The organism is Chryseobacterium gregarium DSM 19109, assembly GCF_000430845.1.
GTDB classification, from domain to species: Bacteria; Bacteroidota; Bacteroidia; order Flavobacteriales; family Weeksellaceae; genus Chryseobacterium; species Chryseobacterium gregarium.
Genome location: NZ_AUMU01000001.1, coordinates 89,467 through 115,163, shown reverse-complemented (window position 1 = coordinate 115,163; position 25,697 = coordinate 89,467). Strand labels below are relative to the sequence as shown.

Annotated in this window: 27 protein-coding genes; 10 read left to right on the top strand and 17 right to left on the bottom strand. The window is 39.8% G+C overall.

Annotated elements, in window-relative coordinates; genetic code table 11:
* Positions 1-4 precede the first annotated feature (4 nt).
* Together H561_RS0100650 and H561_RS0100645 are read right to left on the bottom strand one after the other, a co-directional pair.
* Positions 5-454, bottom strand: coding sequence for a hypothetical protein (locus tag H561_RS0100650; protein WP_027385239.1), 450 nt, complete (start codon positions 452-454; stop codon positions 5-7).
* 38 nt (positions 455-492) lie between these two features.
* On the bottom strand, positions 493-1,527 hold the full coding sequence (locus H561_RS0100645; protein WP_027385238.1) for an acyl-CoA reductase: 1,035 nt from the start codon (positions 1,525-1,527) through the stop codon (positions 493-495).
* Between the two features lie 59 nt (positions 1,528-1,586).
* Here H561_RS0100645 and H561_RS0100640 point away from each other — a divergent pair, with 59 nt between their 5' ends.
* From H561_RS0100640 to H561_RS0100615, 6 genes are all read left to right on the top strand, one after another.
* A complete protein-coding gene (locus H561_RS0100640) occupies positions 1,587-1,937 on the top strand; it encodes a 4Fe-4S binding protein (protein ID WP_027385237.1) in 351 nt (116 codons plus the stop codon).
* 121 nt (positions 1,938-2,058) lie between these two features.
* Positions 2,059-3,123, top strand: coding sequence for a 3-phosphoserine/phosphohydroxythreonine transaminase (gene serC, locus H561_RS0100635; protein ID WP_027385236.1), 1,065 nt, complete (start codon positions 2,059-2,061; stop codon positions 3,121-3,123).
* A gap of 126 nt (positions 3,124-3,249) precedes the next feature.
* Positions 3,250-4,212, top strand: coding sequence for a D-2-hydroxyacid dehydrogenase (locus H561_RS0100630; RefSeq protein WP_027385235.1), 963 nt, complete (start codon positions 3,250-3,252; stop codon positions 4,210-4,212).
* A 3-nt stretch (positions 4,213-4,215) separates the two neighbouring features.
* Positions 4,216-5,460 carry a DUF1015 domain-containing protein gene (locus H561_RS0100625; RefSeq protein WP_027385234.1) on the top strand — a complete coding sequence of 415 codons (1,245 nt, stop codon included), beginning with the start codon at positions 4,216-4,218 and terminating at the stop codon, positions 5,458-5,460.
* A gap of 54 nt (positions 5,461-5,514) precedes the next feature.
* Positions 5,515-6,918: a M28 family peptidase gene (locus tag H561_RS0100620; protein ID WP_027385233.1), complete on the top strand. Its 1,404-nt coding sequence runs from the start codon at positions 5,515-5,517 to the stop codon at positions 6,916-6,918.
* A 2-nt stretch (positions 6,919-6,920) separates the two neighbouring features.
* Positions 6,921-8,279, top strand: coding sequence for a M28 family peptidase (locus H561_RS0100615; protein WP_027385232.1), 1,359 nt, complete (start codon positions 6,921-6,923; stop codon positions 8,277-8,279).
* A gap of 86 nt (positions 8,280-8,365) precedes the next feature.
* Here H561_RS0100615 and H561_RS0100610 read toward each other — a convergent pair whose 3' ends face one another.
* From H561_RS0100610 to H561_RS0100585, 6 genes are all read right to left on the bottom strand, one after another.
* The gene (locus tag H561_RS0100610) at positions 8,366-8,857 is read right to left on the bottom strand and encodes a hypothetical protein (protein ID WP_027385231.1); all 492 of its coding nucleotides are present in this window, start codon (positions 8,855-8,857) and stop codon (positions 8,366-8,368) included.
* A 21-nt stretch (positions 8,858-8,878) separates the two neighbouring features.
* Complete coding sequence (locus H561_RS0100605; RefSeq protein ID WP_027385230.1) at positions 8,879-10,042, bottom strand: aspartyl protease family protein; 1,164 nt, start codon at positions 10,040-10,042, stop codon at positions 8,879-8,881.
* A 294-nt stretch (positions 10,043-10,336) separates the two neighbouring features.
* A complete protein-coding gene (locus H561_RS0100600) occupies positions 10,337-10,912 on the bottom strand; it encodes a hypothetical protein (RefSeq protein WP_027385229.1) in 576 nt (191 codons plus the stop codon).
* Positions 10,913-11,078: 166 nt separating this feature from the next.
* The gene (locus H561_RS0100595) at positions 11,079-12,116 is read right to left on the bottom strand and encodes a peptidylprolyl isomerase (protein WP_027385228.1); all 1,038 of its coding nucleotides are present in this window, start codon (positions 12,114-12,116) and stop codon (positions 11,079-11,081) included.
* An 81-nt stretch (positions 12,117-12,197) separates the two neighbouring features.
* Positions 12,198-12,707 (bottom strand): FKBP-type peptidyl-prolyl cis-trans isomerase, encoded by a 510-nt coding sequence (locus tag H561_RS0100590; RefSeq protein WP_027385227.1) that lies wholly within the window; start codon positions 12,705-12,707, stop codon positions 12,198-12,200.
* A gap of 238 nt (positions 12,708-12,945) precedes the next feature.
* Positions 12,946-14,016, bottom strand: a complete 1,071-nt coding sequence (locus tag H561_RS0100585; RefSeq protein ID WP_027385226.1) for a branched-chain amino acid aminotransferase — start codon at positions 14,014-14,016, stop codon at positions 12,946-12,948.
* An 84-nt stretch (positions 14,017-14,100) separates the two neighbouring features.
* Between H561_RS0100585 and mnmD the strand changes: the two genes are divergently transcribed.
* Together mnmD and H561_RS0100575 are read left to right on the top strand one after the other, a co-directional pair.
* Entirely contained in the window at positions 14,101-14,775 is a 675-nt protein-coding gene (gene mnmD / locus H561_RS0100580) for a tRNA (5-methylaminomethyl-2-thiouridine)(34)-methyltransferase MnmD (protein WP_027385225.1), read from the top strand.
* Between the two features lie 132 nt (positions 14,776-14,907).
* On the top strand, positions 14,908-15,324 hold the full coding sequence (locus H561_RS0100575) for an NUDIX domain-containing protein (RefSeq protein ID WP_027385224.1): 417 nt from the start codon (positions 14,908-14,910) through the stop codon (positions 15,322-15,324).
* A gap of 32 nt (positions 15,325-15,356) precedes the next feature.
* Here the strand turns inward: H561_RS0100575 and H561_RS0100570 are convergent, their stop codons facing one another.
* Positions 15,357-16,061: a DUF4294 domain-containing protein gene (locus H561_RS0100570; protein WP_027385223.1), complete on the bottom strand. Its 705-nt coding sequence runs from the start codon at positions 16,059-16,061 to the stop codon at positions 15,357-15,359.
* 52 nt (positions 16,062-16,113) lie between these two features.
* Between H561_RS0100570 and chrP the strand changes: the two genes are divergently transcribed.
* Together chrP and rpe are read left to right on the top strand one after the other, a co-directional pair.
* Positions 16,114-17,187 carry a chryseobasin maturation metalloprotease ChrP gene (gene chrP, locus H561_RS0100565; RefSeq protein ID WP_027385222.1) on the top strand — a complete coding sequence of 358 codons (1,074 nt, stop codon included), beginning with the start codon at positions 16,114-16,116 and terminating at the stop codon, positions 17,185-17,187.
* A gap of 103 nt (positions 17,188-17,290) precedes the next feature.
* Positions 17,291-17,941, top strand: a complete 651-nt coding sequence (gene rpe / locus H561_RS0100560) for a ribulose-phosphate 3-epimerase (RefSeq protein WP_027385221.1) — start codon at positions 17,291-17,293, stop codon at positions 17,939-17,941.
* A 277-nt stretch (positions 17,942-18,218) separates the two neighbouring features.
* Here the strand turns inward: rpe and chrH are convergent, their stop codons facing one another.
* The 8 genes from chrH to H561_RS0100510 form a co-directional block, all read right to left on the bottom strand.
* Positions 18,219-19,319 (bottom strand): MNIO family chryseobactin maturase, encoded by a 1,101-nt coding sequence (chrH, locus tag H561_RS0100555; RefSeq protein ID WP_027385220.1) that lies wholly within the window; start codon positions 19,317-19,319, stop codon positions 18,219-18,221.
* Positions 19,319-19,525, bottom strand: coding sequence for an MNIO class RiPP chryseobasin precursor ChrA (gene chrA, locus H561_RS0100550; protein WP_027385219.1), 207 nt, complete (start codon positions 19,523-19,525; stop codon positions 19,319-19,321). The genes chrH and chrA overlap by 1 nt, the downstream gene beginning before the upstream one ends.
* Positions 19,526-19,709: 184 nt before the next feature.
* Complete coding sequence (locus tag H561_RS0100545) at positions 19,710-20,126, bottom strand: nucleoside-diphosphate kinase (RefSeq protein WP_034761023.1); 417 nt, start codon at positions 20,124-20,126, stop codon at positions 19,710-19,712.
* Between the two features lie 527 nt (positions 20,127-20,653).
* Complete coding sequence (rsgA, locus tag H561_RS0100540; RefSeq protein WP_027385217.1) at positions 20,654-21,583, bottom strand: ribosome small subunit-dependent GTPase A; 930 nt, start codon at positions 21,581-21,583, stop codon at positions 20,654-20,656.
* Between the two features lie 99 nt (positions 21,584-21,682).
* On the bottom strand, positions 21,683-22,762 hold the full coding sequence (locus H561_RS0100535; RefSeq protein ID WP_027385216.1) for a chorismate mutase: 1,080 nt from the start codon (positions 22,760-22,762) through the stop codon (positions 21,683-21,685).
* Between the two features lie 504 nt (positions 22,763-23,266).
* Positions 23,267-23,740, bottom strand: coding sequence for a hypothetical protein (locus H561_RS0100525; RefSeq protein ID WP_051349264.1), 474 nt, complete (start codon positions 23,738-23,740; stop codon positions 23,267-23,269).
* Between the two features lie 143 nt (positions 23,741-23,883).
* Positions 23,884-24,969, bottom strand: coding sequence for a DNA polymerase III subunit gamma/tau (dnaX, locus tag H561_RS0100515; protein WP_027385214.1), 1,086 nt, complete (start codon positions 24,967-24,969; stop codon positions 23,884-23,886).
* Between the two features lie 94 nt (positions 24,970-25,063).
* Positions 25,064-25,693 carry a TetR/AcrR family transcriptional regulator gene (locus tag H561_RS0100510; RefSeq protein WP_027385213.1) on the bottom strand — a complete coding sequence of 210 codons (630 nt, stop codon included), beginning with the start codon at positions 25,691-25,693 and terminating at the stop codon, positions 25,064-25,066.
* Between the last annotated feature and the right edge of the window lie 4 nt (positions 25,694-25,697).

The following is a 25,697-nucleotide window of genomic DNA, read 5'->3' as shown; positions in this document are numbered from 1 at the left end:
ATAGTTATTTGCTGTATTCCGGCTTGACCCCGAGAATCTTCCCGTCCTCTTCAAAAATCACCGTGATAATATCCCTTGGCGGATCCAGTGCATCATCAGCATACCTATATTGGATGGCAGGATATGTTGCATTGTCCAGCAACTTCTGATAACCGGATTTATACACTTCCGTTTTTCTTTCAAAACTGATGCCTCCTGATAACTTCTGGATTATATTGTCATTCACGATATCCTTCACTTTATCAGAGATGAGGCTGCTGACAGCATTCTTATCAGAAGCTTTCAAAGCAGCAACAAATTTTAAAAATGACTGGTTGTACAGATCAATTTTATCCTTACTCAGCTCGGAAGTGAGTTCAATTTTCTTGCTTTCAACAATTTTCACAGTGCCTTTCTGTTGGGAAAAGCTCAGCTGAAAAGCCAAAACGGCCAGTGCCAGGATTATTTTTTTCATATCGGATGTAATGATGGTTGACAGCAAGATACGAAGAATTATATTACCGATAAAAATTTCATAGTATCCACATTATCCGCATATGTATCTAATCCCGGATTCTGTGCTTCTCCCAAGGCGACGGAATTCAGGCCCAGCTCATCTTTCGCCACGACACACTGGATATGTTCCTCATTCTCTGCAATGACTTTTTTAACATCTTCCAGGGAAGAATACCTGCTGAAATTAATCACAGACAAAGGGCTGAAAAGCTGATCATCTTCTTTCAACATGACAAAATTATTATCCCAGAATGTATCCCGGTTGAGAAGATATACCGCCCTGTTGTAATCATAGTTATTGGCATATTTATGATGATTGATGATCTCCTTAAAATGCAGGAAATTCTCAAATAACCGGTCGATTAAAAAATTCTCAGGAATAAAAAGCCTCGTCACGTTCCTGCATCCCAATCCGAAATACCGGAAAATATCGGTTGCCAGAAGCTGCAGCTCTTCATCCGTTTCATCCCCTTTCAGAACAGCCACCGATGTTCTGTTCTTTCTGATGATATGCATACTGTTTTTAAAATAATATTCCAGGTACCTGGCGGTATTGTTGCTTCCTGTGGCAATAACGGCATCAAAATTTTCCAGCCGCTCCACAAATTCAAACGGAACGTTCTCTTCTGAAAATTCATTCCATTTCTTCAGTAAGAAAGGAATCATGTACCTGTCTTTTGATGAAAGCTTGATCACCGGGATATGGTTGCTCAACACAACGGACATCACATCATGAAACCCGACCAGAGGAATATTTCCTGCCAGGATCAGCCCTACCCTCTTGGAGATCTTTGAAATGGAATATTCCCTGAGCCATCGGTTAATATTTTCTTCAGTCAGCAGATCTGTCCACTGCTGAAAAGCAAATTTCTGGTTTTCAATGGTAAACCACGGATTTTCAATGGCGGTTTTATTCATTAAAAGGTTTAAATCAGCATCAGGCTCATGATAATCTCCCTGATTTTTCGCTAAAAAGTCTTTGATATAGCCGCTAAGCCGTGTAAGTCCTAAAACTTGATTTTCAATATTCATAATTACTGCAAAATTGGGGAATATTTTGTAATTTTGTGCAAATTTAAAAAAAATTAGCGATGGCTATTAAAATAACTGATGAATGCATTAATTGCGGGGCCTGTGAGCCGGAATGCCCGAATAATGCAATTTATGAAGGAGCGGTAGACTGGAAAGCTTCAGAAGGCACTGAACTTAAAGGTACGGTCACCATGCCGTCCGGACTTACGATCAATGCAGACGCTCCGCAGGAGCCGGTAAGTGATGATGTCTATTTCATCGTTACCGATAAATGTACGGAATGCAAAGGCTTCCATGAAGAACCGCAGTGTGCCGCAGTTTGCCCTGTCGATTGCTGTGTGCCGGATGAGGACCATGTGGAATCTGAAGAAACGCTGCTGAATAAAAAAGCATTTTTACACGGAGAATAAAAACTGCCGTCTCAATCACCATGAGACGGTTTTTTGTAGATAAAAATCAGAATTCATTCATAAGAAACGATAAATGAAACTGTAACACCATAAGTTTTACAGCAAACCAAAAAATAAAAATATGAGCAAAAAGCACAACTTCAGCGCAGGACCCTGCATCTTACCCCACGAAGTATTTGAAAAATCGGCACAAGCAATTCTGGACTTCAACGGAATAGGGCTTTCCCTTCTTGAGATTTCACACCGGAGCAAGGATTTCGTAGCCGTTATGGATGAAGCCCGCGCCATTGTGAAAAGACTGATGAACCTGGGTGATGAATACGAAGTGCTGTACCTGGGAGGCGGTGCAAGCCTGCAGTTTGCCATGGTGCCTTACAACCTGATGAAAGTGGGAGGAAAAGCGGCATATACCGATACCGGAACCTGGGCCGCAGGTGCCATTAAAGAAGCTAAAAAAGTAGGGACGGTAGACGTTGTAGGTTCTTCCAAAGAAGAAAACTATAATTTCATCCCGAAAGATTACACCGTAGGTTCAGAATACGATTACTTCCACTGTACTTCAAACAACACCATTTACGGAACCCAGATGAAGTCGTTTCCTGAAGTGGACACGCTGATGGTCTGTGACATGAGTTCCGATATTTTCTCAAGACAGCTGGATTTTTCAAAATTTGACCTGATCTACGCAGGGGCACAGAAAAATATGGGGCCTGCGGGCGTTACCTTAGTGGTGATTAAAAAAGAAATCCTGGGTAAAACGGGAAGAGAGAATATGTTCTCCATCCTTGATTATTCCCAGCATATTGCCAAAGAATCCATGTACAATACACCGCCGGTTTTTCCTGTATATGCGTCTTTACTGACTTTACAATACTTAGAAAACAACGGAGGAATTGCAGCAGCCGAAGCCAGAAACGAAGCAAAAGCAAAACTCTTATACGGCGAAATCGACAGCAACCCTTTATTTGAAACGTGCTGCGTGGAAGAAGACCGTTCGTTAATGAATGTTTCATTTAAATTAACGGATGAAAGCAGGAAAGAAGAATTTGATGCGGCCTGGAAAGCTGCGGGAATCAGCGGACTGAACGGGCACAGAAGCCTGGGTGGATACCGAGCAAGCCTTTACAATGCTCTTCCTATTGAAAGCGTGCAGGTCTTGGTAGATGCCATGAGGTCTCTCAGGTAACATAACGATTATAAAAGCGGGGATTAAAGGGGGATGAACATTATTTTAAATTTTCTTAATTTGCGGAGATGATTTAGAATTTTTGAATATCCTGTTTTTTAATCTTTAAATCAAAATATACGAACCATGAAAGTTTTAGCTAACGACGGAATTTCTGCAGCGGGAGAACAGGCACTGAGGAACGCCGGAATTGAAATACTGGACAACAGGGTGGCCCAAAACCACCTGATCGGTTTCATCAACGAAAATAATGTGGATGTGCTTCTGGTAAGAAGCGCAACCAAAGTAAGGCAGGATCTTATTGATGCCTGCCCCAGCCTTAAAATCATCGGAAGAGGAGGCATCGGAATGGATAATATTGACGTAAATTATGCAATCGAAAAAGGCATCTACATCATCAATACCCCCAACGCTTCTTCAAAATCTGTGGCGGAACTTGTTTTTGCCCATTTCTTTTCCCTGGCGAGGTTCCTTCACGAATCCAACAGGCTGATGCCATTGGAAGGGGAAACACATTTCGATGCGATGAAGAAATCGTTCAGCAAGGCCTATGAGCTTTACGGGAAAACTTTAGGCGTGATCGGTTTTGGAAGCATCGGCCAGGAAGTCGTTAAAATGGGAATTTCCCTGGGAATGAAAGTGAAAGTCCTTACCCGGAAACCTAAAACAGAAGTTCTTACCTTAGATTTTTTTGACGGGCAGTCGTTGAAATTTGAGATTACTTCGGACAACGATATGGATGCTTTCCTCCGGGAATCGGACTTCATCAGCATCAATACGCCGAAAACGACAGAATATGTTATCGATACGCCGCAGTTTGAAAAAATGAAAGATGGGGTGTATATTGTGAATACGGCAAGGGGCGGCGTAATCAATGAAGTGGCACTGATTGATTTTATTGAATCTGAAAAAGTAGCCGGTGCCGCGCTGGATGTTTTCGAAAACGAGCCTAATCCGGAACTGCCGCTGCTTATGAACCCTGCACTGTCGCTTTCCCCGCACATCGGTGGAAATACCGTAGATGCACAGGAAAAGATCGGCGCCGAATTAGCCGAACAAATTATTAAGATAAAAGAAACTATACTATAACATATGCCTATTTTCAAACCATTTCGTGGAATAAGACCTCATAAAGACCATGAGAGCACTTTCCCTACCCATCCTCTTGATAACTTCACTCAGGAAGAGATAACCGGGAAAGCTCAAGTTGAAGACACTTACATCAATATGATCAAACCTTATGTTGTAAGCAAATCCAAGGATATCGACAGGAATTTAAGAAAGATCCGGTCGACTTTCGAAGAACTGATGGAGGAAAAAAAACTTGTTCAGGACAATTCTTCCTATTATCTTTATGAGCAGATCTACCCCACCAAACAGGTTTTCAGAGGACTTTTGGGTTTAGCGAGCATTGAAGATTTCTGGAGCGGCAAGATCAAAAGGCATGAAAGCACCATTCCCCAGAAAAAGGAAAAGCTGGCTCATTATCTGGAGAAAGTAAACCTGCAGGCGGAACCTGTACTGCTGACCTACCCTTCCAACTCCAAGATCGAGCTGCTAATGAACCATGAGGAAAAAAATGTTCCCATTTTCAATCATGTGGATACGAAAGGGATCAGGCATAAAATATGGAGGATAGACAACCGCCTGAAACTCCAGCAGTTTAAAGAGGTCATTGACCAGATCGATGCTTTTTATATTGCAGACGGCCACCACAGGATCGGTTCAACAGCGCTTAATGCCAAACATCACAAAGAAAAAAACAAAAGGCATAACGGGACGGAGCTTTATAATTTTGTATACAGTTTCATCGTATCCAACCAGTCAATTAAAATCCATGATTACAACAGGATTGTAACGGATCTCAACGGCTTGTCCAACGAAGTATTTTTAAAGGAACTGGAAAAATATTTCCTGATTCACGAAAAAGGGGAAACAGCCTATTTTCCCTCACAGAAATTCCATATTTCCATGTATCTGGACGGTAAATTTTACTCGCTTCACGTAAAACACGACCTCCGTTCCCAGGAAATGTCTTTGGATAACCTGGACCATCATCTTTTGGATAAATTTATATTTAAAAATATCCTGAAAATCGAAGATCCGGACAGCTCTGAAAAAATTGATTACGTAAAAGGTACTTCAAATCTTGAAGGCATAGCGCTGATTAAAGAAAAAATTGACAAAGGCGAAGGCAAGGCAGGATTCGGGATCTACCCTGTCAGTTTTAACGACATGATCAAAATCTCAGACCTAAAGCTGAGCATGCCTCCGAAATGTACATTTATAGAACCTAAATTAATAACCGCACTGTTAATGTACGACATGAAACAGTAAAAAATAATCAATTTTTCCTTACTTTTAGCACCAGAAAAGAAAGGTAAATAAAAAATGAAAAAAATATTCATTATCCTTCCACTCTTTTTGAGTGGATTTTTATTTTCTCAAAAAAAGCCCCAAAAAAGCCCTGCCAGAAAACCCGCAATGGTAAAAATGAATTATCATGAGGAGTTTAAAAAAATTTCGGATGAAATCATGACTCACGGTACGGCGTATGACAACCTCGGAGAACTGACGAAAGGCATTGGCCCGCGTTTCAGTGCCACTGTAGGTTATATGAAAGCGGCAGACTGGGCGGAAAGAAAGCTAAAAGAAACCGGTATTGAAATGATCTGGAGACAGGAAGCAAAAGCTCCGGTCTGGATAAGAGGCAAAGAATCCTTATTCATTAAAGCAGGCAGCGGAGACTGGAAGAATATCAGGATGCTGTCTTTCGGAAACTCTGAAGGAACGGGCGGGAAAGACCTGACGGGAGAAATTGTAATGATCAGCAACACTTCTGAACTTAACGCTCTTTCAATTGGGCAGCTTAAGGACAAAATTGTTTTTGTGAACCTTCCTATGGATCCTACCATCATCAATACCAGTGATTCTTATCTGGCGACGGCAAAATCAAAACTGATTTCAGCTTCCGTCATTTCCAAAACAGGTGCGAAAGCTTTAATCATAAGATCGTTAACCACAGCCTATGATGATACGCCTCATGCCAAAATGATCTATTATGAAGCTGATGACAAGGTAAAGATCCCCGCACTGTCTATCGGAGTACGGTCTGCGGATGAACTGGAAAAATTATTAAAAAAACAAAAAGTTACGGCAAAGCTCAATATGAATGCCGAATCAAAAGGATATGCCACCAATCCCAACATCATTGCTGAAATTCCGGGCAAAAAGGATTCTAAAGTCATTGTTCTGGGAGCCCAGCTGGATTCCTGGGATTTCGGGGAAGGGGCGACTGATGACGGCACCGGAGTCGTGCAGTGCATTGAAGTACTGAGAACACTGAAAGCTCTGGGCATTCAGAACAATCATACGATCCGGGTAGTATTGTACGCCAACAGCGAAAACGGCGGACAGGGCCGGGACATGTATGCCGCTTATGTAAAAAAGAAAGACGAAAAACATATTTTCGCTTTAGGCACAGATGCGGGCGGATATTCCCCGAGAGGATTTTCACTGGACATGTCTCCGCAAAGAAGGCGGCTTATTTTTCCATGGAAAGAGTATTTCCTTCCTTACGGCGTTTATGACTTTGACCAGACCTATGCCATTCAGGATATTTCTCCCCTGAAAAAACTGGATATTCCATTGGCAGAATTGGTTGTCGATACCCAAAGGTATTTTGATTACCACCATTCCGTAGAAGATACTTTTGATAAAGTAAATAAACGGGAACTTCTTCTCGGAGCAACGGCGATGGCCCAAATGATCTTTATGATTGATAAAAACTGGTAACTATGAAAAAAATAACGGGAATATTATTACTGCTAACAGGCATGGCTGCTTTCGGACAAACTAAAGAAGACTCCGTACAGTTTGCCAAGATTTCAACGGAGATATTAAATAACGGCAAAGGCTATGTTGAATTAAAGGATTTAACAAAGAACATCGGTCATCGGCTAAGCGGTTCAGAATCCTATGAAAAAGCGGTACAATGGGCCGCGAAGAAGCTCCGTGAGGCAGGAGCCGACAAAGTATGGCTTCAGGAGGTTATGGTTCCGGTCTGGGTCAGAGGGAAAGAATCTTTACAGATCAAATCCTCCGACGGCACCTGGAAAAGCCTTAAAATGCTGTCTTTAGGAAATTCTGAAGGAACGGGCGGGAAAGATATTTCCGGAGAGATTATCATGGTAAAATCAATGGAAGAATACGAAAAACTTCCGCCGGAACAGGTAAAAGATAAAATCGTTTTTTTTAATTATCCTTTTAGTCAGTCGTATGTTGAAACGTTCAGAGGGTATGGTGATGCAGCAAAGTACAGAACAACTGCAGCTTCCTTAACGGCAAAAAAAGGAGGAAAATTCGCGGTCATCCGTTCGCTTTCCTCTGCTTTCGATGATATTCCCCACACGGGCGGAATGCGCTACGATCAGGAAGGTACTAAAATTCCTGCTGTTGCTATCGGAAATACGACTGCCGATGAGCTGGCCGGTCTTTTAAAATCACAGAAAATTATCGCAAAGCTTAATTCCAGTTGTGGCATGAAGGGTGAAAAGCAGTCCCACTCTGTCATCGGCGAGATCACCGGTAAAAAAGATAAAAGTGTTATCGTGGTCGGCGGACATCTGGATTCCTGGGACGTGGGCGAAGGAGCACATGACGATGGTGCCGGGATTGTTCAGAGCATTGAAGTGCTGAGAACTTTCAAAAACCTTAAAATAGCGAATAATCATACGATCCGGGTTATTTGTTTTGCCAATGAAGAAAACGGCGTTAAAGGAGGTATTCAGTATGGAAAAACTGCCCGGGAAAACAGCGAAAAGCATCTGTTTGCCATAGAATCCGATGCCGGAGGATTTACGCCGAGAGGGATTTCACTGAATATGGATGATGTGAAAAGAAAACAGATTCAAGGCTGGGCAAACCTGTTCCTACCTTACGGGGTTTATGACTTTAAAGAAACCTATTCGGGGACCGATCTTTATCCGCTTCATGACATGGCCATTCCGACTGCCGAACTGGTTCCGGACTCACAACGGTATTTTGACATCCACCATACGGAAGAAGATACTTTTGAAAAAGTAAACCGGAGGGAATTGCTGCTTGGTGCCACGGTAATGACGCAGCTGATTTATATGATTGATAAGAACTGGTAAAAAATTATTCATATACACTTATCTGTTTTGATCAACAGCGTATTTTGTAATGGATATATAATTTTCTGAGCTAAAGTCTGTCCGTATCAGAAAATACGGGAGTTGTATACGAGCATATTCCATCGATGCCTCCATCCTCTTCGTTTCCAGTTGACATCAAACTTTTTTCCACCTTTACCATAAGGCGGCATATGAATTTTTGCATGAAGCATTGGCGGATTATTCTTTATCTTTTCAAAATAATCAGGGTCAAAGTTTGATTTCCTGTAGTATTCGATTTCGATAACGGTTTTATGCCTTCCTGCTTTAAAAACATATAAAACGATATCGTAGAGGTCAGCATATTCTTTCTTCAAAAGTTCAATTGATGAATCCAGATCCTGCAATGCTTTCTGACTGTTTATTTTATTTTTAAGTTTATGGTTTTCAAAACCGTTGCTGTCGATAAATTCATTAAAATCAGTTATAATAAAGAAACATTCCGGAGACAGCTTATTCCAGCAGCACCGGTCTGCCAGACGTAAGAGGCCGGCAAGTAAATTTAGTATTTCCGGCTTCAGATTTTCTTCAGTTATCATATTCATCAGATTGCCGAAAAATCAGTTGAGATACACTGTCTTATTCATTTTAATATCAAGGATTTTTCCGTCTCTTTTTATCATGACATCAATCGACTGCTGATCTTTTTCTATGGGGTTGATGAAATAATGACAGGCCATTTCCTGATCCAGGTTTTCCAATGAAATCCCGTTGATGCTGATGATGGAATCCCCTATTTTCAAAGGAAACTTTTCCTGACTCATCACAAAGGCAACGACCGGTTTTGCATTTACAAAACGGTAGCTGAAGCCAAAAGATTCCAGTTTGGAAGGAGTAGTTTCAATACGCTTCATATAGATCTTGCTGCTTTTCCAATCGATAATAAAAATAAAGTCTTTAAAAAATTCATTTCCTGCAAGATTTGTTTTTCCGGTTGCCATTCTCTCATTCTGAAATACCGTATTTCCCATTTTCATAGAATCTGTACGAAAAATATATCCCGTTGCCGGCTTTGCTGCTCCGAAGGCCCCGGTCGTACGGGTTCCGAAAGTCTTTACAAAATCCTGCAGCACTTTAGGATCCGGGAGATCGCCGGATATTTCCAGCCTGCCCGAAAAACCGGTATCAAAAGTGAATTTCACCTCTTTGTTCAACAGTGATGCGCTGACTATCGGAGTTTTCTGCGGCTGTGCTTGAAAGGGAATGACTATGTTATAATCCATAATATCAAAAAGTGATAGATCCTTTGCGGCTTCCAGTGAATTTTCAGAATAATTGACTTTCCAGAAAAGCTTGGCCATCTGGTTGGCACCAATGATGCCGTCGACTTTAAGGCAACCCAGCTCCGCCGAATTGAGGTTGAAAACAACAGCGCCTACCTTTTTAAAAATAAGCCGGTCAACCTTCATTTCCGGAAGTTCAGTAAAGATCTGCTCCTGTACCTTTTCATCAGAATCCTTGATTGATTTCTTATATTTTTTTTTGAGACCCAGTTCCTTATAAATAGCCTCGGAAATAACAGTAGGTGCATTGGTATCAAACAGAAAGTTATAGGTTTTACCATTAATACCTACCTTTACAAACGGCAGGTTATTTTCAAATCTCAGGTTTACTTTTTCAACAGGATGCTGAAGCTGTACCTCTCCTTTTTCAAAAAACTGGCTTCCCTGAGCGGAAACAGCAATAGCAGCTATGATAAAAAAAATGTGAAGAATTTTTTTCAATTGGGTATTTTATACGAAAATAAGATTTTTTGCAACATTTAAAAAATGAAACCCGTTTTATAATATGCTTTACCATTCCAGGCACTTCTTTCATTTCATTTCCGGCATTCATCATAAGTTCTGCCGCTCCCCATTCTTCTTTTTATATTATTTGCTGTTCAGTTCATCTAAGAAGCAATTGTAGGATATTCCAAAAGTGCAATTTAAGAAATCATAACCTGCAAAATTCTATATACTTGATTTTTAAAAATAAAAAGCCATCCTCGCAGATGGCTTCCAATATCTATTTAACTTCTAAAATTTATCCAAAACTTTCTTCGGCAGCACTTTTATAAGCTGTGATTTATATTCCTTTTCAAGAATAACAAACTTCCAGTATTTACGGTCCTTGGAAACGGCGCAGGCTTTCATATTCGCATTGATAAGATAGGCACCTTCATTGGCCAGATATTTTACATTATTTTTACCGTATTTACCGGTCAGTGCCGTAGTGATTTTCTTTTTCATATCAGCATTCATCGAGCTGACATTGCATTTAAGCTTTAAAAAGTAGCTGACCATGGAAAAATATTCGCTGCTGATCAGTTCAGGTTTGTCAACAGAGGAAATCTGTAAATTCTGCACTTCCACCTTCATAAACGGGTTATTGTAAGTCATGTTCAGGATCTGTGTCATCTGTTCTTTCGTGACAATGCTGAAAAATTTCGGATAGATACAGCTGACCGCACGGTCGATCTGTTTCGTTTTGATGCTGTTGACAAAATAGGTGAGTGATGTTCTGATGGCCGGATTATCTGCATTTGCTTTGGCCTGGGCAAAGGATAGGCATGACAACAGGACGAACAGGAGCAGAAGTGATTTGATTTTCATTATTGTTTAAATATGAGCATTCATTTAGCAAGGTTGAGGATACATTATTATCGTTCCTTTGATGATATTTGTCGTATCATTCAGGCACAATGTTACAGAATGTAATATAACTGAATAAAAAAAGCCATCCTTTCGGACAGCTTTCAGTATAACAGCAAATATGTAATTATTTTACTTTTACAAGCTCAACATCAAATACCAGCCATGCATTTGGCGGGATTACGCCTCCTGCACCGTTGGCTCCGTAACCCATTGCCGGCGGAATCAGTAAAGTGGCCGCTTCGCCTTCTTTTAACAGAAGAATCCCTTCGTCCCAACCTTTGATCACTCTTCCCATCCCGATTGGAATGTCGATCGGCTCGTTTCTTTTGAATGAAGAATCGAATTCAGTTCCGTCCACCAGTTTCCCGGCGTAATGTACTGAAACATTGTCTCCTGCTTTCGGAGCTTTTCCTTCAGCGGTTTTCGTAATTTTATAATAAAGGCCGGATTCCGTTTTCTGCATTCCCGCTTTCAGATCCTCTACCATTTTCTCCTGGTTGGCTTTGAATTCCTCTTCTTTTTTCTTTTTGTCAGCTTCTGCTTTCGCCATGGCCGCTTTGTTGTTTTCTGCAATTTTAGCTTTACCTTCGTTGAAAGTTTTTGCAGGATCGTAGTTTTTATACTCGTCACCTTTGCTGAATACAGATACTTTTTCTAAAACGATATCCGTTTTAGGCTTATCCTGAGGCCCTTTTTCTACATTGGCAATCGCATCGATCACGTCATTCCCCTGTACCACTTTCCCGAAAATCGTGTGTTTCCCGTCTAACCAAGGAGTTGCAACTTCCGTAATGAAGAACTGGGAACCGTTGGTATTAGGACCTGAATTCGCCATAGAAAGAATTCCTTTTCCTGTGTGCTGAAGGTCGTTTTTCTCGTCCTCAAATTTATATCCGGGATCTCCCATCCCCGTTCCCTGAGGATCTCCTCCCTGGATCATGAAATCTTTGATCACTCTGTGGAAAATTGTCCCGTCATAAAAAGGAACGCCTTTCGCTTTCGCTTTGTTATCAATTTTTCCTTCTGCAAGACCAACAAAATTAGCCACAGTTACAGGTGCTTTTTTATCTTCAAGTTTTACGATAAGGTTGCCTTTTGTCGTTTGAAGATTTGCATAAAGTCCGTCATTAAGACCTTCGTAAGTTTCTTTGTCTACGTTCATTTTTTTATAAATTGGTGTACAACTCATCAGCGAAATGCTTGCCGCTGCCAGAATTATATTTTTGTTAAACAATTTCATTGATTATAATGCTTTTAATTTTATGATTAACGGGATATCGTTATCTATTTTTTTCTCGTCTCCGTAGGTTCCGTATCCCAGAGCGGAAGGAACCAAAAGCGTAACTTCCTCACCATCATGGATAAAGCGCAAAGCATCTTCCACAGCCTTCAATTCATCAAAATGCCCGAACTTCGCCTCCCTTCTTTGGATGGGCTGATCATAGATTTTGGTTTCATCAAAATCATAAAGGTCATAAGAATAGGAGATCGTCGTATTGTCCTGCCGTCTCTGTCTCTGGTCAAAACCCTGCGTGTCTACCCAGTAATTGAGCTGGGTCGGGTAGAATTTAACCGGCTGCCCGCTGATCCATTCCTGAATCTGCATCCGTTCCTGGGCATTCAGATTTTTCATCCGTTCGCGGGAAACATTCAGGTCGTCCCTACTCAGTACGCCGCCAACAGGCGGATGGGTCTGCGCATTTTTACTGCAGCCCGCCATCGCCAATACCGATATGAAGAATATTTTTTTCATAAACTGTTGCGAAAATACACAATTCAGGAAACAATTACAAAACTTGAAGAACTTATTGGAAGATATTTTTGAATATCTGAGGTTTTCTAAGTGTCTTCCGACGCCTGAAAACTATGTATTTATAGAGACTTTTTACTCCAATGCGCTCCTTTATAAATAACGCAATCAGAAATCTGATCTTAAAATAAAAAAGCCGGGAACATAAAATTCCCGGCTGTATATCAATTGGAGCTTGGCATTAAACCGTTTCCATCACATGGTCAACTTTTACTCTCCATCCGAATGGATCTTCAGAAAGGTTAGTCTGCAGGTTAACCAGGTCATTTTTCAGAATAGCCGCATAGCTCTCTTCATCTGATAATCTCGGCAGTTCCAGTTTTTCACCGTTGTATCCCAGTGCCTGGAAAACAGTAGTGACTACGGCTGTCCCTACGCCCCATACCTCTTTCAGCGTACCGTTTCTCTGTGCTTCAACCACATCTTTTACTTTGATCGGCTCTACTTTTACGTCAATTCCTTTTTTGTTGGCCAGCTGGATAAAACTGTCCCGGGTCACCCCGTCCAGGATCTTCTCGGAAGTCGGCGGTGTATAAATCGTATCATTGATTCTTACGAAAACGTTCATGGTTCCGCTTTCCTCGAAATATTCGTGGGTAGCGTCATCCGTCCAGATGATCTGCTCGTATCCTTCTTCAATTGCCAACTGTGTCGGGTAGAAAGAAGCAGCATAATTTCCTGCAGCTTTGGCAGACCCTACGCCACCGCTGGCTGCTCTTGAATAGTGGTCTGAAATTTTTACGGAAACAGGTTCTGTATAATAGCTTTTTGCCGGTGTGGCAACAATGGCAAACATATATTTATTGGCAACCCTGGCTTTCAAAGCCTCCTCCGTTGCGAAAATCAGCGGTCTGATATATAAAGAATTGCCTTCTCCCTGAGGAATCCATTCTCTGTCCATATCAACCAGAGCTTTAAGTCCGCCTAAAAATATTTCTTCAGTTACTTCAGGCATCGCAAGACGCTTAGCTGATTTATTGATACGTTCAAAATTCTTTTCGGGCCTGAAAAGGAAAACCTGTCCGTCTTTGTCTTTATAGGCTTTCATACCTTCAAAACAAGCCTGTCCGTAATTTACCCCCATCATGGCAGGCGTAAATGCTAAAGGACCGTAAGGAACCAATTTTACATCTCCCCATTTCCCGTCTTCATACTCACAGATGATCATATGATCTATGAAAGTATTTCCGAAAGAAAAATTGTGCGGGTCGAATGTAGAAATTCTGGAGTTTTCAGTTTTTTGAATTATCATTTCTAAAATTTTTTATGATGTTCCACAAATTTAATATAATTTTCTAAATATAAAAATTTTAGAGTAAATTTGTAAAAAAATAGCTTGAAAAGAGAAATTAAGACCACAAATGACGGCAGTAAAACATTGTTTATCAATGACTTAAATGAAAACTACCATTCTCACCACGGGGCCCTCCAAGAAGCTGAACATGTGTTTATTAAAAATGGACTTATTCTTATTCATGATTACGAAATTAATATTTTAGAACTCGGTTTTGGAACAGGTCTGAACGTTTTGGTAACAATTAATGAATATTTAAAAACTGACAAAAATCATATCATTAACTATTTTTCCCTTGAAAAATATCCCATAAATGAATCTGAAATGAATGGTCTTGCTTATTTTGAGCTTTTTGACAACCCTGAGTTCAAAAATATTTATCAAAAAATTCATCAGGCAGATTGGGAAAAACCAGTAGAAATTATTAACGGTTTCCATCTTAAAAAAATACAGTGTGACTTTTTTGACCTGAAAAACATAGACTTACCCAAAATCAATCTGGTGTATTATGACTGTTTCGGCGCACGGGTACAGCCGGACCTTTGGGAAAAGCCTTTGTTTGAGATGGTATCGGATAAAATGGCGGTTAACGGACTGTTAACTACCTACTCATCCAAAGGAAGTGTCCGAAGAATCCTTCAGGAACTTGATTTTAAGGTAGAGAAAAAACAGGGACCGCCCGGAAAAAGGGAAATGATCAATGCGGTGAAGCTATAATTGAATGATGGAAGACGAAACTTAGGATTTTGCATTTTAAAAAATTAGGAGTAAAACTTCAATCATCCATCTTCAGGCATCCATCCATTTTTCAGCAAAAATTCCTTACATTAGCTTTACAAAATATATTATATGATAGATAAGATCAACGTCAGGGTGTATGCCTGTGCTGTAAAGGATCGAAAAGTCCTGACCTTATTTGAAGAATATGCCGGTGAACCTTTAATGAAATTTCCGGGTGGCGGACTGGAATATGGTGAAGGCGTAACGGATTGTTTACACCGTGAATTCGATGAAGAGCTGAATGTAAAAATTGAAGTTGTGGAACATCTGTATACCCAGGAAGATTTTCTGGTTTCCCGTTTCAGGGAAAATGAACAGCTGCTTACCATTTATTATATGGTCAATATTGTCAATGAAGAAGATTTCCTGATCCTTGATCCCTGTATTGAAAGAACGGAATGGGTAGAGATCAGCAGGCCTGACAATCCTTTTTCCCTGCCAGTCGATAAGATCGTCTTTGATAAACTGAAAGAAAAATTCCTGTAAACCGAAGTTTACAGGAATTTTTTATATGAATATCATTTGTAAATTTTAAAGTCCTTTGCTCCCGGATAAGGCTGCAGATATCCGGAATTCCAGTTAGACTGTAACAATGATTCCAGATACTCATCAGTTCTGTTGGCATGCGGATCATATTTATCTTTAAGGTCGATATCGGCCATTTTTCCTTTCACATTCCACCAGAAAGCACTCCATCCGCCTCGGAGCTCTTTAATGATTTCATAAACGTTTTTTCCGGTTGCCCGGTTCATCAGTTTTGCAAAGACCTGGCCTTCCGTTGTGGTAAGGTCCCTTAACTGTTTTTCATACTGATCGGCCAACATATTCTGTCTGTCTTTCACATATTTCCTCTTTGCTTTGCTGTCCAGATCGGTCATATCCTTCTGAATATCCCTATATTGCTGAAGGGCAGTGACAAATAAAGGATATACCCTATACAGCTTTTTATTAAGGAAATAGTAGTAGTTTCTGTCAAGCTGGTTATTGAATTTCGGTTTATTGACTAAAACCAGCTCATCCATCACGATTACGGTTTCCCCGTTAATCTCATATACCTTCATCTTCTGCCGTTCGTCGTAATAATACTTTTTTCCGAACTCATCCGTTTTCAGCAATTCCTGCGGGTACTGGCTCAACGGAACAGCAATCACAGAATCATTCTGACCGAAAACGCCTACTCCCAAAAAGAAAAGAAAAAGAACTATAATCTTGTTAAATTTCATTATTTTTACACCTATTATAACGAAAATTAAACGCAAAAATCATTCCTTTTTTATGAAATTTGATAAGAAATCTTTGAAATTTTTAGAAAATTATCTAAATACTTCATCTCCAACCGGCTATGAACATGAAGGTCAGAAAGTATGGATGGATTATATCAGACCGTATGTTGATGCCGTTGAAGTGGATCATTACGGAACCTGCTATGGGATCATCAACCCGGAAGCGGAATTTAAAGTTGTAATTGAGGCCCATGCCGATGAAATTTCATGGTATGTGAATTATATCACGGATGACGGTTTGATTTATGTGATCCGGAACGGAGGCTCCGACCAGACCATTGCGCCTTCAAAAGTGGTGCATATTCACGGAGAAAAAGGAATTGTAAAGGGAGTTTTCGGGTGGCCTGCCATTCATACCAGAAACAATCAGGATGAACCAACACCCAAAATTGAGAATATCTTTATCGATTGCGGAGCGGTTTCAAAAAAGGAAGTGGAAGATATGGGCATCTATGTAGGCTGCATGATCACGTATCCCGATCAGTTTTTCGAAATGAACGACCGCTATTTTGTCTGCCGGGCGCTGGACAACAGAATCGGTGGGTTTATGATTGCCGAAGTAGCCAGGCTCTTAAGTGAAAACAAAAAAACGATTCCGTTCGGGTTATACATTACCAATTCGGTTCAGGAAGAAGTAGGCTTATACGGAGCTGATATGATTGCCGATACGATCAAGCCCAATATTGCCATCGTTACGGATGTCACCCATGACACCACGACCCCGATGATCGAAAAGAAAAAAGAAGGCGACCAGAAATGCGGAAACGGACCGGTCGTATTCTTTGCACCAAGCGTACATCATGTAATTCGTGAATTGATTATTGATACCGCAAAAACCAAAAAAATCCCTTTCCAGAGAGCTGCTGCAAGCCGGGCAACGGGAACGGATACCGACGCTTTCGCCCATTCAAACGGCGGTGTACCGAGTGCCCTTATTTCCCTGCCTTTGCGCTATATGCATACGACGGTAGAGATGGTTTCCAAGGAAGATGTGGGAAATGTGATTAAACTTATTTATGAAACACTTCTGAGCATCCAGCCGGAAATGAAGTTAAAATATCACTAAAGATATGAGATGTCGGATAACAGATTTCAGATGTAAATTTTTAACGTAAATTATTAAGTCTGAAATCTGATCTCTCTGATCTTAAATCTTATAAAAAGTAAAAATGAAAACAAAGCTTATTGCTCCTTCCCTATTAGCCGCAGACTTCGGGAATCTGCAGAGAGATATTGAAATGGTTAACAATTCACAGGCCGACTGGTTGCATATTGATGTGATGGACGGCAGGTTTGTCCCCAATATCTCGTTTGGATTTCCGGTGATGAAAACCGTTCAGCAGCATGCCAGAAAGTTTATCGACGTACATCTGATGATTGTAGAACCTGATAAATATGTTGAAGAGTTCATCAATAATGGTGCAGATTTAATTTCTGTTCATTATGAAGCGTGTACGCATCTTCACAGAACGATACACCATATTCAGAGCCTGGGTGCAAAAGCAGGCGTAGTTTTAAACCCTTCTACTCCGGTGCTGATGCTGGAAGATATTATTGCCGATCTGGACTTGGTCCTGTTAATGAGTGTAAATCCAGGATTCGGAGGTCAGAAATTTATTGAAAACACCTATAAAAAGATTGCCGAAACGAAAGATTTAATTCTAAGCAACAATTCTACCGCGCTTATTGAAATTGACGGCGGTGTAAACCTTGATAATGCAGCCAAACTCTTTGACGCAGGCGCAGATGTTCTGGTTGCGGGAAATGCCGTTTTTTCTGCAGAAAGCCCGGAAAAGACTATTGAATTAATGAAAATTTAATTTCCCATTAACTCAACTTATCATCCCACATAAAAAGGCAGCTAAATGGATAGCTGCCTTACTCTTTCTGAAAATCCGAGCCTTAATGGTTATTAGTTTTGAAGGTTTTTAATGCTTAAATTCCCTGTTATAATGCTGATGTAAAGATGGGAAAAAATCGGCTACCACACATCCGTAGAAATACGGAATTTAAGAACCTGTATTTTTACGTAATCCCGTTTATATTGCATTTACCTGTACACTATACTCTTTTTAAATTCTATATGCGAGGAACACTTTAATAGGGATTCCATTTCTTAACAATCTGAACAGCAGTATCGATCATTTCCAAATCCCAGTTTTCCGTCTTAAAATAATTGAACGGATAATTTGTAATCCTTTCGGGATCTTCAGAATCAAACAAAAGTTTATTTAAATTCTTCTGGTCATTAAAGAGAAGAAGATTTTCCAGCGGATCAGCAAGAACAATGTCTTTTTTACTCCATTGATGAGGTGAAGGCTTTTTCCGTTTTGAATTATAGATAATCCCTCTTACTTTTTTATAATCAGTAAAGAAATTTAACTTATCTGATTCGCCTTCTAAGGTATGTCCTAATCTTTCAATAATAATATACTGTAAATGGTGGCAGCGTGCCATAACTTCCGGCAAGACAGAAAATAATTCCAGCGGAATCGCTTCATCATGGGTATCTCTTCGGATACGTTTATTTTTGGTATACACACTGTTTTCCCAGCTTCCGCCGGACAGATGTATTTCTTTTACTTTCTCCAATGGATAAAGATTAACAAGCTCTATAATATCCATATTAAAATTCAGAGCCTGACAGTAGAGATTGTGCAGATCCAAGATCAGGAACCCGTCAATATCTTCAATTAACCGAGATAAAAAATCACCCTGCTCCCTGACATCATTAGCAGATAAAGAAAAAGCAAGATTTTCAATTCCGATCGGAATTTCCACAACGTCCTGTAAACGGAGAAGCCGGTCTTTACCGATCTTTAAGATTTCAGAATGCAGCGGTACAGGTAATGGAACTCCTTGATGGAAGTTTTCGGTATTCATAAAACCAAAATGTTCGGTGATATGATTATAATTGCGCTTTTCAGTTTCAATTTTAAGTTGCTGAAGCCAATAATCCTGCCGTTCAGTCCACTTCGCATCAAACAATGAATAATAAACGCCATGGCCTAATAGCCTTCTGTTTTCAGAATAAAAATTAAGCAGGTCAGTAAGCCACTGGGGTTCATCAGCACCATAAGAAGTATCGAATGACCATTCCAGAATATCGATTTCATCGCTTTCCAGTAACGGGATAACTGCAGAAACAAAATCTGCATCTGCCATCATGGATAGGCCTAATAAAGGTTTATCATTCATTACCCCATTCCGCAGGCCGGACAATATCCATGGCTCCTGATAACAGTATCCTTTTTAGCGATCGGTTGGATATGATTTACTTTAGTAGTCTTGACTTTACCGGTTTTTTTCACGGTTTTCTTGGTTGTTTTTACAACAGGCTTTGTGGTCTGAGCAGTTACCGCTACTGTCAGCAGACTTGCCATAATCAATGCCGGGATTTTCATATGATAGTATTTATTAAAATGGTACAATAATTATTCCATTGATCGATTATTAAAACCTCACTGGATAATAATTAACATTAATGATAAAATTATTAATCAATTTTAAAGATATGAATAATTAACAGATATAAATAAAAAAATCCAGAATGCATCTGGATTTTTATGGTCAATAAGAAATTCTTAATTAGAAAATTTCTCTTCCTGAAAAATGGAATTGAGCTTCAATAAGTGCATTTTCATCAGAATCCGAACCGTGAACGGCATTTTCTCCGATGCTTCTTGCAAACATTTTTCTGATGGTACCTTCTGCAGCTTCTGCAGGATTGGTAGAACCGATCAAGGTTCTGAAATCTTCTACAGCATTGTCTTTTTCTAAAACTGCTGCTACGATTGGTCCTGAACTCATGAATTCAACCAATTCTCCGTAGAATGGTCTTTCTGCATGAACTTCATAGAATTTTTTCGCATCAGCTACGGTAATCTGAGTCAGTTTTAAAGCTTTGATTTTGAATCCTCCTTCTGAGATCTTTCCTAATATAGCACCGATATGTCCGTCTGCAACCGCATCAGGCTTAATCATAGTGAACGTAATGTTAGACATAAATATATATATTTTTAATGGCGCAAAAATACAAAAAAAATCCTTTCCTGTAATTTAAAATATTTTTAACACATAATAACTATTATTAACAAATGTTAACATATTATTTGGCATAATATTTGTTGCTATTATTCCGATTCTCATGTTTAATTTGAGTTTTCATGGTTATTAGTTTTTACCCAGCCTCGGCTGGGTTTTTTTATGCATATATTTCTTTAATTTTAATCAATACCTGAATACAATAATCATTGTTCATGAAAAATGTGGAGTATATTAAAATAACTTGAATAAGAATTGAAGAAGTAGAAAATCAATTTTCTTACACTACAAAGGCAGACAAAAGGTATTTTCTAATACGCAGAATAGGAGAAACAAATACATTTCATCCAGCAGGAAAATACAGATATTTCCTGTGCATCGCGTACTTATATATGGAACAGTTTCGAGTAATGTATAAATCCTTGTTTATCATTACGCTCATTTCAATCCTTATTCCGAATAATATATATTAAATACAAAGTTGAAGGTTATTTCTGCACGTTGGATTCTTCTGCTTCTTCCATCAGTTTTATATAGGTAGCATATCTCGACTGTTGAATATCGCCTGTTTCCAAAGCATCTAATACGGCACATTTCGGTTCATTGATGTGCATGCAGTTATGGAACTTGCATTCTTTTCTTTTTTTGAAAATTTCCGGGAAATAGTGCTGCACTTCTTCCTTTTGGATATCAATCATGGCAAATTCCCGTACGCCGGGCGTATCGATAACGTTTCCGCCGAAATCCCAGAAGTGCATCTGTGCAAAAGTAGTGGTGTGCTTCCCCTTCAGATGAGTGTCCGAAATTTCAGAAGTTTTCAGGTTAAGACCGGGTTGCAAAGCATTGACCAACGTAGATTTCCCGCAACCGGAATGTCCGAAAAATACAGAAGTTTTATCTTTAACAACATTCTGCAGCTGCTCCAGGTTTAATCTTGAATAGGAAGAAATTTCCAAAGAGCCATAGCCTATTTCACCATACAGGAATTGGATGTCTTTCACGATTTCAATTTCTTCTTCGTTCAGGACATCCATCTTATTGAACAGAATGACAGGTTTAATAGTATAGGCTTCACAGCACGCCAGGAACCGGTCTAAAAAACCAAGTGAAGTTTCAGGATGTTTTAAGGTGAAAATAAAACACGCCAGATCAATATTGGAGGCGATAATGTGTGCTTCTTTTGAAAGGTTTACCGATTTCCTGATCAGATAATTCCGCCGCGGTTCAATTTTTGTGATCCAGGCGACATCGTCCTGTTCAAGCTGAAATTCCACAAAATCTCCAACAGCAAGCGGATTCGTCAGTCTGGTTTTAATTAATTTAAATTTTCCGCGAATTCTTGCTTCAAAAACTTTACCGGATTCCGAATCCAAAACCTGGTACCAGCTTCCCGTTGATTTAATGACTTTTCCTTTCATATCGTAAGATCATACAAATATAAGAAATTAGGGCTTAGAAATAAGGGTAAAAACACCTTACTTCCAAGCCCTGAAATCTTCTGACGATAAGTTTACCCTTTATCTGTCAATCATGATATTATTCTGAACTTCAATAGACTCTTCGTGAATGGTTTTGAAGACCTTTTCAATAAATTCTTTGGACATTCCGGTTTCCCCGGCTTTTTGGTCGGCATACTCACGGATTACTTTCCAACGTTCAGGCTGGAAGATCGCAATATCATTCTCCTTTTTAAGCTTGCCGATTCTCTCTGAAATCTTCATCCTCTGGGAAAGAAGTTCAATCAGTTGGAAATCAATGTCAGAAATCAATGTCCGGTGTCTTCCCATATCCCCTTCGAAGCCAGCCATATCGGTACTTCTTACCTTCAGGTTACTGATTAATGTGGCCAGGACTTCCGGTGTAATCTGCTGGGCAGCATCGCTCCACGCTTCATCAGGATTGCTGTGGGTTTCGATCATGGCTCCCTGATATCCTACATTCAGGGCTTCCTGTGTGATATCTGCAAGACCCGTCCTGTTTCCACAGATATGAGAGGGATCCACCAGCATGGGAATATTCGGAAACTGACTTTTAAAATCCAGAGCAATCTGCCAGTTCGGATTGTTTCTGTATTTGGTCTTCTGGTACGTTGAGAATCCCCTGTGGATCACCCCCAGCTTTTTAATATCCTGCCCCAACAGCCTTTCCAAAGCTCCGATCCATAAAGCGAGATCGGGATTTACAGGGTTTTTAACCAAGACAGGCTTATCCGTTCCTTTCAAAGCCATGGCAATTTCCTGAACGGTAAAAGGGTTTACTGTAGAGCGTGCCCCGATCCAGAGGATATCCACATCGGCTTCCAGTGCCGCAAAGACATGATGCGCGTTGGCGACTTCCGTAGCGGTTTTGAATCCGTATTCTTCTTTTACTTTTTTCAGCCAGTTTAAACCGATAACCCCTACCCCTTCAAATCCGTTGGGTTTTGTACGGGGCTTCCAGATTCCGGCACGGAAAATCGGAACATCCGCATGGGTCTCCCTGATTCGTTTCGCCGTTTCCAGCATCTGGGATTCACTTTCTGCACTGCATGGTCCGGCGATCATCAATGGCTGTGAAAACTCATTGATCCAGTCGTTCTTTAATTCTTTTAAATCCATTATTTTTTTCTGTTTGTTTATATCCATAGCAACGGCATTATAAAAGGACTTTATAATTCTTTTCAAAAAAATGCCGTTAAAATTATTATTAAGGAGGCAGGAATGGGAAGGATCCGGTTATTCCTGTTTATTTTTTGGAAAGAAATTCAGTTAGCAATACCAAAAATACAATTGATAATGATTCCTGAAATTTCTAAAATAGGTAAACGAAATGCTAAAATAACCGCTTAAAAAATAAGCGGGTTGAAAATTGGACATCAATGGTTTTACTATATTTCCCATTATAGATCGTCTGATTTCAGCTTTTCTGTTTTATTTTGTTGTGCCGGAAATGATTTTCGGACAATTAATTATCCGACAAATATATAAAATTTATTTAATAAAGTAATTTTCCGGATAAATTTAAATAGGTTGATCTGTTGAAAACATGATCCGAAGCCCGCATATGAAGATGAAACAACGCTTATGTAATAAAGACTTTAATCCAATTCCTGAATTAAAAAGTTACGTTAAATCAAATCTCATCAAGTCATCAAGATCTTTAAGCAATGGATTTTTTTCTGCAAATTTTTCAAAAACCTTTCTTTTCGTCATCACTTCTATCTTAAGGTTTTCCATGTCTCTTTTATACAATATTTCAATAGAGAAGTTATGAACCTTTGTTTTAAAATGATTGAAAAACTCTCTGCTTACTTTATCGAATTCAGATTTGGCTGAATCTGACGGAAACATTACCGTAATCTGATGCTCATCAGACTTTATCATTTTGAATGTTTTCACTGCATTGAAAACAATGGCATTCTTTTTCTGGATCTGTTTCAGGAATAGGTTCCATTCCATCTGAAGGTCTGTTTCGGTAAAGTGGTTCTGGGGAAGATTTTCAGCTTTAACAGGCTGGGCCTCCTCATGCCGGGGCTGGTCTTCTTTACTTATAAAAGCGTTGATACTAAAGCCTGAAGAAATTGCCTGCCTGGACAAAGGCTTTGTCGTTTTTTTTAATTCCGCTTCTGCAGGGATATTCTGGATTTCCGCTGGTTTCTCCTGAATGGTTTCCGGCTTTTTCTCCTCTGGTTTTGCTATAATTTTTACTTCTCCGCTGTCATTTACTGTGGGAGATAATATTATGAACTTTTTTTTTTAGAAGCGTCTGAATGGGAAGTCAGCGAAGCCAGCTGCATCAATGCAATCTCTACCGTAAGCCTCGGGTTCTTAGAGTTTTTATAATTGATGTCTGCATGGTTGCAGATTTCAATAGCATCAATTAATTGTTGGGCATTCCAGTTCCGGGCCTGCTGGACAAATTTGGCTTTGGTCTGTTCCCCGACTTCAATTAAATCAATGGTGGAAGGATTCTGGGCCATCATCAGGTCCCTGAAATGATTCCCCAGCCCGGCAATAAAAATATGGGCATCAAAGCCTTTTTTTACGATATCGTTAAATGCAAAAAGTACATCAGGAATTTTATTTTCCTTTGCGGAATCTACAATTTTCAGATACTGGTCATAGTCCAGAATATTCAGCACTTCTGCTGCTTTTTCGAGCGTAATATTTTTTTGGGAAAAAGTAGACAGCCTGTCAAAAATTGACAGGGCATCCCTCAGGGCACCATCGGCTTTCTGGGCAATCAGATACAGCGCATCGTCCTCATACCGGATCTGTTCTTTTTGGGCAATCGTTTTCAGATGCCCCTGGATACTTTCAATGGTAATCCTTTTAAAGTCATAAATCTGGCAGCGGGATAAGATCGTAGGAATGATCTTGTGTTTTTCAGTGGTTGCCAGAATAAAGATGGCATGGGCCGGCGGTTCTTCAAGGGTTTTAAGGAAAGCATTGAAGGCAGCGGAAGAAAGCATATGGACCTCATCAATGATATACACTTTATAAGTCCCGACCTGAGGAGCAAACCGTACCTGGTCAATCAGTTCCCTGATATCGTCTACCGAGTTGTTGGAAGCTGCATCCAGTTCATAAATATTATAGGCAAAACCATCTTCTGAGACGGATCCGTCTTTTTCGTTGATCTTTCTTGCCAGGATTCTGGCGCAGGTCGTCTTCCCCACCCCTCTCGGACCGCAAAACAACAGAGCCTGGGCCAGCTGATTTTCTTCGATCGCATGTTCTAAAGTATCTGTAATATGCGATTGTCCGACAACAGTGTCAAACTCCTGTGGACGATACTTTCTTGCAGATACGATAAAATTTTCCATTGGCCAAAAGTAAGAAATATAGTTCTAATCTGAAAATGAAAAGTTTTCAAATTATCCACAAAACTTATTATTGGTCAATGGGAAAATTTTTATCTTATTTTTCTTCGTAAGCAAAATCAATAATTTCAACAATTGCTTTTTCAATTTCTTTTCTGCCTTCATCGGTTTTCAGGTCAATGCCACAGAATTTACTGGCGTTGTGTCCCGTATAAAGGTTCAGGTAATATGATCCTGAAACAAGAAGCGCAGCGATGGCACGGTACCTTGTCGACTTTTCTTTAAAATGCGGATCAATAATGTTGGTAAAAAGCATTTCTCCTACCTCTTCTCTTTCATCGGCTACTTTTTTCAGAATAGGTTTGCTTTCCGAAAGCCCCCAGAGAATAATTTTCTGAAGCTCTTTATTTCTTTTAACCTGCTCATACTGATTTAAAATTGCCATTTTTGACAATTCTTTCCCTCCGTCTGACGTATCAACCTCAATATTGCCCTGGCTCATTTTGCTCCAGTAATCCTGAGATCTTATATATTCATCTATAAGTTTCTCGGTACTTCCGAAATACTCATAAATCAGCTTTTTATCAAATCCTGCTACAGCCGCTATTTTGCTTACTTTTAATCCTGAATACCCTCTGGTTTTTAAAATTTTTCCTACTGCTGCAAGCAGCTTTTGTTTGGTTTTTTCTTTATCCCTTATTGGTCCCTGTACAACTTTTCTAGGCATTGTA